At 74.9% G+C, this 4,089-nt stretch carries 3 protein-coding genes and 1 pseudogene; 3 read left to right on the forward strand and 1 reads right to left on the reverse strand.

Annotated elements, in window-relative coordinates:
- The 3 genes and pseudogenes from ACOJTC_RS11940 to ACOJTC_RS11950 form a co-directional block, all read left to right on the forward strand.
- A pseudogene (locus ACOJTC_RS11940) lies at nt 1-637 on the forward strand (guanylate cyclase); the annotation flags it as partial.
- A gap of 602 nt (nt 638-1,239) precedes the next feature.
- Nucleotides 1,240-2,085 carry a DUF308 domain-containing protein gene (locus ACOJTC_RS11945; RefSeq protein ID WP_204927815.1) on the forward strand — a complete coding sequence of 282 codons (846 nt, stop codon included), beginning with the start codon at nt 1,240-1,242 and terminating at the stop codon, nt 2,083-2,085.
- Nucleotides 2,086-2,274: 189 nt separating this feature from the next.
- Nucleotides 2,275-3,693 carry an alpha,alpha-trehalose-phosphate synthase (UDP-forming) gene (locus ACOJTC_RS11950; RefSeq protein ID WP_420116897.1) on the forward strand — a complete coding sequence of 473 codons (1,419 nt, stop codon included), beginning with the start codon at nt 2,275-2,277 and terminating at the stop codon, nt 3,691-3,693.
- A 138-nt stretch (nt 3,694-3,831) separates the two neighbouring features.
- Here ACOJTC_RS11950 and ACOJTC_RS11955 read toward each other — a convergent pair.
- Nucleotides 3,832-4,089 (reverse strand): alpha/beta hydrolase (locus ACOJTC_RS11955; RefSeq protein ID WP_420116898.1); only part of this gene is annotated, 258 nt, incomplete at its 5' end.

A 4,089-nucleotide genomic window follows, 5' to 3' on the forward strand; every position in this document is an offset into this window, starting at 1 on the left:
CGTGGCGGTCTCCGGCTGGATGCGGGCCCTGCGCGCCGACTCCGCACCGGGGGCGGGGTCGGGAGAGGCCGGCGGGGATCACGATCTGGTGACCCAGGCGGTGGTCGCCGCGCGGCGCAGTGGTTTCCACCGGGTGTTGCAGTCGACGCTGGCGCACGCGGCGCTCTGCCGGGCGGTCCGGGGCCGCCGGGAGGAGGCGATGCGGCTGCTGGTGGAGCTGGACGGGGACTGGAGCCGGACCCGGGTGATCCCGTTCGCCGAGTGGGTGCCGGCGGTGGGGCACGTCGCCGCGGTGCTCGGCCCGGACGCCGCCCGGCTGGTGCACGACATCCTCGCCCGGTCACCCCGGACGACCCCCTGGGTGGAGGCGGCCGGGCAGGCCGCCGACGCCACCCTGGCCCTCGGCGACGGGGACGCCCGGCGGGCGGCCCGGTTGTTCGCGGCGGCGGCGGAGCGCTACTCCCGGATGCCCGACACCACCGACCAGATGCTCACCACGGCGCTGTCGGTGCCGGCCCTGACCGTGGCCGACCCCGCGCAGGCAGCGGCCACCCTCGACCGGGTCCGTGACTTCGCCGACCGTAACGCGATGCCCGGTCTGCTCCGGCTGGCCACCCGGGTGACGCCCGGGAGCTGACCGGGGCCGAGATCGACCCCGGGCGGGGCCGATCGGAGCTGACGGGGATCGATGATCGACTCACCTGGGCCGACGATGCGGTGTCCGGGAGATCTGAAGGCGCTGTTCGGGCTCACCGGAGTCGATCACCCCAGACGACGTCCCCGGCGGGGTCCGGGGAGGTATTCCGCTTTCGCGTGGAATGTGACTTCTTGCGGGTGAGGGGCGAGTGTGCGGCGGGCGACGGCGACCGGGCCGGCCGCCGGCCCGGGGCACCGGCCCGTCGGCGGGCAGCTTGGGCACCCCGCGTTGCGGAACCGGTGCGCCCGCCGGGTGCGGCGAACCGCCGATCAGCGGCACTACCAGCCGGTACGGCACCGGATTCCCGTCCCGCCCACCGTCGGCGGCCCCGGGCCGGGGTCGTCCGGGCAGGTCGCGACGGTGACGGGTGGGTCACCCGGAGGGCTGCCGTCGGGCCCGCCCACCGACGGCGGAGCCGACGAACCACGAGCGGCGCGCCACAACGCACTCCCGGAACCGGGTGCCGACGTGTCACGATTCAGAGCACGGCGTACGGGGCGCCGACACGACCGCACCGGCAGGTGCGCGGAGGAGGATGTCCGGTGTCAGCGGGTGGCGCCCGCCGGGGACGGCGGGACAACGGGCTCGACGCGAGCGAGTACGCCGTCGCGGGCGACGTCGACCCGCGCGTCGGTGAGCACCTGCTCGACGTGCTCGCCGCGGGCGGGATCGCCGCCTACCTCCAGCCCTCCGCCGACCTGAACCCGATCACCCGGACCACCACCGTGCCGTCCCGGCCGGTCGACCGGCTCTACGTGGACCGTTCGCACCTGACCACCGCCCGGGACTACCTGACCCAGCTCGCCGACGAGGCGACGCCGGAGCCGGCCCGCGCCGAGCCGGACGTCGACGCCGAGTGGGAACGTCTCGTCGCCGCCTTCCACACCGCGCCCGCCGCCGGCAGCCATCCCTGGCCCGCGTCCGAGGACATCGACGACGACGGGGCCGATCCGGCCGCCCGCGCGGGTGGCCCGACCACCAGGGCGGACGAGCCGACGGGTCCGACCGCCACCGACGTACGCCGGTTGCCGTACGCGGCCGACATCTCCGGCATCTCGGTGACCCCCCGGGGCCGGCAGCAGGACGAGCCGTCGCTGCTGGACGGCCTGGACACCTTCGGGGCCGACCTGCCGGACGACCCGGAGGAGGGCTACACCCCGCCGCCGCCTCCGCCGCTGCCCCGGATCTCGAAGTACGCGGTGGTCGGGGTGCTGGGGATCGTGCTCGGTTTCGTGCTCTTCCTCAACCCGTCGTTACTGCCCGTGGACGCCTCGGTGGTCACCCTGCTCGGCTTCACCGGCATCCTCGCCGGGTTCGTCACGCTGATCTGGCGGCTGCGTCCCGGTGACGAGGAGGATCACGACCCCGACGACGGCGCGGTCGTCTGAGCCCTGCGGCACCCCGCCGGGGCCGGCGGTCATCCCGCCCGCATCCCGGGACACCACAGCCCTCACGCCGGGCGTAACAGTGGTGTAACTTACGGTCAGTAGGAATACCGCTGTAGGTCACTTCCCCCACCGACTGCCCGGTTGTTCCTTGCTCGCGTGGTCGGTCCCCTGCCGATCGGAATGCCCGAGATGCGACAGAGTTCACTGGTGGTGGTGGCCAACCGGCTCCCCATCGACGACAGCGTGGCGCCCGACGGCGCCTGTGAGTGGCGGCGCAGCCCCGGCGGGCTGGTCAGCGCCCTGCACCCCCTGCTCCGGCAGACCCCGGCCACCTGGGTCGGCTGGGCCGGCGGCACCGGGCCCGCGCCCGTGCTGCCCGACGTCGACGGCGTGCACATGCGGACCGTCCCGCTCAGCGCCGACGACCTGCGCGACCACTACGAGGGCTTCGCCAACGCGACGCTCTGGCCGCTCTACCACGACGCGGTGGAGCAGCCCGAGTACCACCGCCGCTGGTGGGAGGCGTACCAGCGGGTCAACCAGCGGTTCGCCGAGGCGACCGCCGAGGTGGCCGACCCGGGCGCGGTGGTCTGGGTGCAGGACTACCACCTGCAACTGGTCCCCGCCCTGCTCCGCGAGCTGCGGCCCGACCTGCGGATCGGCTTCTTCCTGCACGTGCCGGTCCCGCCGCCGGAGCTGTTCATGCAGCTCCCCCGCCGGGCCGAACTGCTGCGCGGGATGCTCGGCGCCGACCTGATCGGGTTCCAGCGGGCCCAGGCGGCGCACAACTTCGCCCAGCTCGCCACCAAGGTGCTCGGCCTGCCGGCCACCGACCGGCGGATCGGCGTGCAGGACCGGGTGGTGCGGATCGGGGCGTACCCCGTCTCGATCGACACGGCCGAGATGGCGGCGCTGGCCGCCCGGCCGGACGTCACCGCGCGGGCCCGCCGGCTCCGGCACGACCTGGGTGACCCGGAGCGGGTCATCCTCAGCCTGGACCGGATGGACTACACCAAGGGCATCGAGCAGCGGCTGAAGGCCTACAGCGAGCTGCTCGCCAGCGGTGACGTCAAGGTCCGGGACACGGTGCTGGTGCAGGTCGCCATGCCGAGCCGGGAACGCGTCGGCCAGTACCAGATCCTGCGGGAGCGGATCGAACGCGAGGTGGGCCGGATCAACGGCGAGTTCGGCCGGGTCGGCGAACCGGCCATCCACTACCTCACCCAGCCCTTCGACCGGGCCGAACTCGCGGCGCTCTACCGGGTCGCCGACGTCATGGCGGTCACCCCGCTGCGCGACGGGATGAACCTGGTCGCCAAGGAGTACGTGGCCGCCCGGGTCGACGACACCGGCGCGTTGCTGCTCAGCGAGTTCGCCGGGGCGGCGGCCGAGCTGGACCGGGCGTACCTGGTCAATCCGCACGACCTGGAGGGGCTCAAGCAGGGGCTGTTGTCGGCGCTGCGGGCCGGGCCCACCGACCTCGGCGACCGGATGCGGGCGATGCGCCACCACCTGCACCGGCACGACATCCGGGCCTGGGCGCGCTCCTACCTCAGCGCGCTGGACGACACCGGCTCGCTGCTCACCCGGCTCAGCAGCAGCGGCTGACCGCACCCGGCCCCGGCGGACGGCGGGACCGACGGCCGGGCTAAAGCGGGACGGCGGGACGGCCCGACGGCGGGACGGGCTGCGGCAGACGGCGGGCACCGTACGGGCCGATGTCCACCCGGCCCGTACGGTGGGTGGTCAGCCGCGGCCCGGCTCCTTGACCAGCCAGTCCAGGAGCGCGTCCAGCGGCTCCTGCCAGCGGGTGTCGAGCATCAGGTCGTGCCCCATCCCGGGGAAGAGCAACGGAGCCGCGCCGTAGCGGCGGGCCGCCCGGGTCAGCGCGGCCGGCGGGACGACCCGGTCGTCCGGGCTGCCCAGCACCAGCACCGGCGGGCGGCCCACCGCCGGCTCCGCCGGCCGGCCGGCGAGCAGCTGCCACTGCGCCCGCCGGCCGGC

This window comes from Micromonospora sp., from assembly GCF_048594385.1.
GTDB lineage: Bacteria > Actinomycetota > Actinomycetes > Mycobacteriales > Micromonosporaceae > Micromonospora > Micromonospora wenchangensis.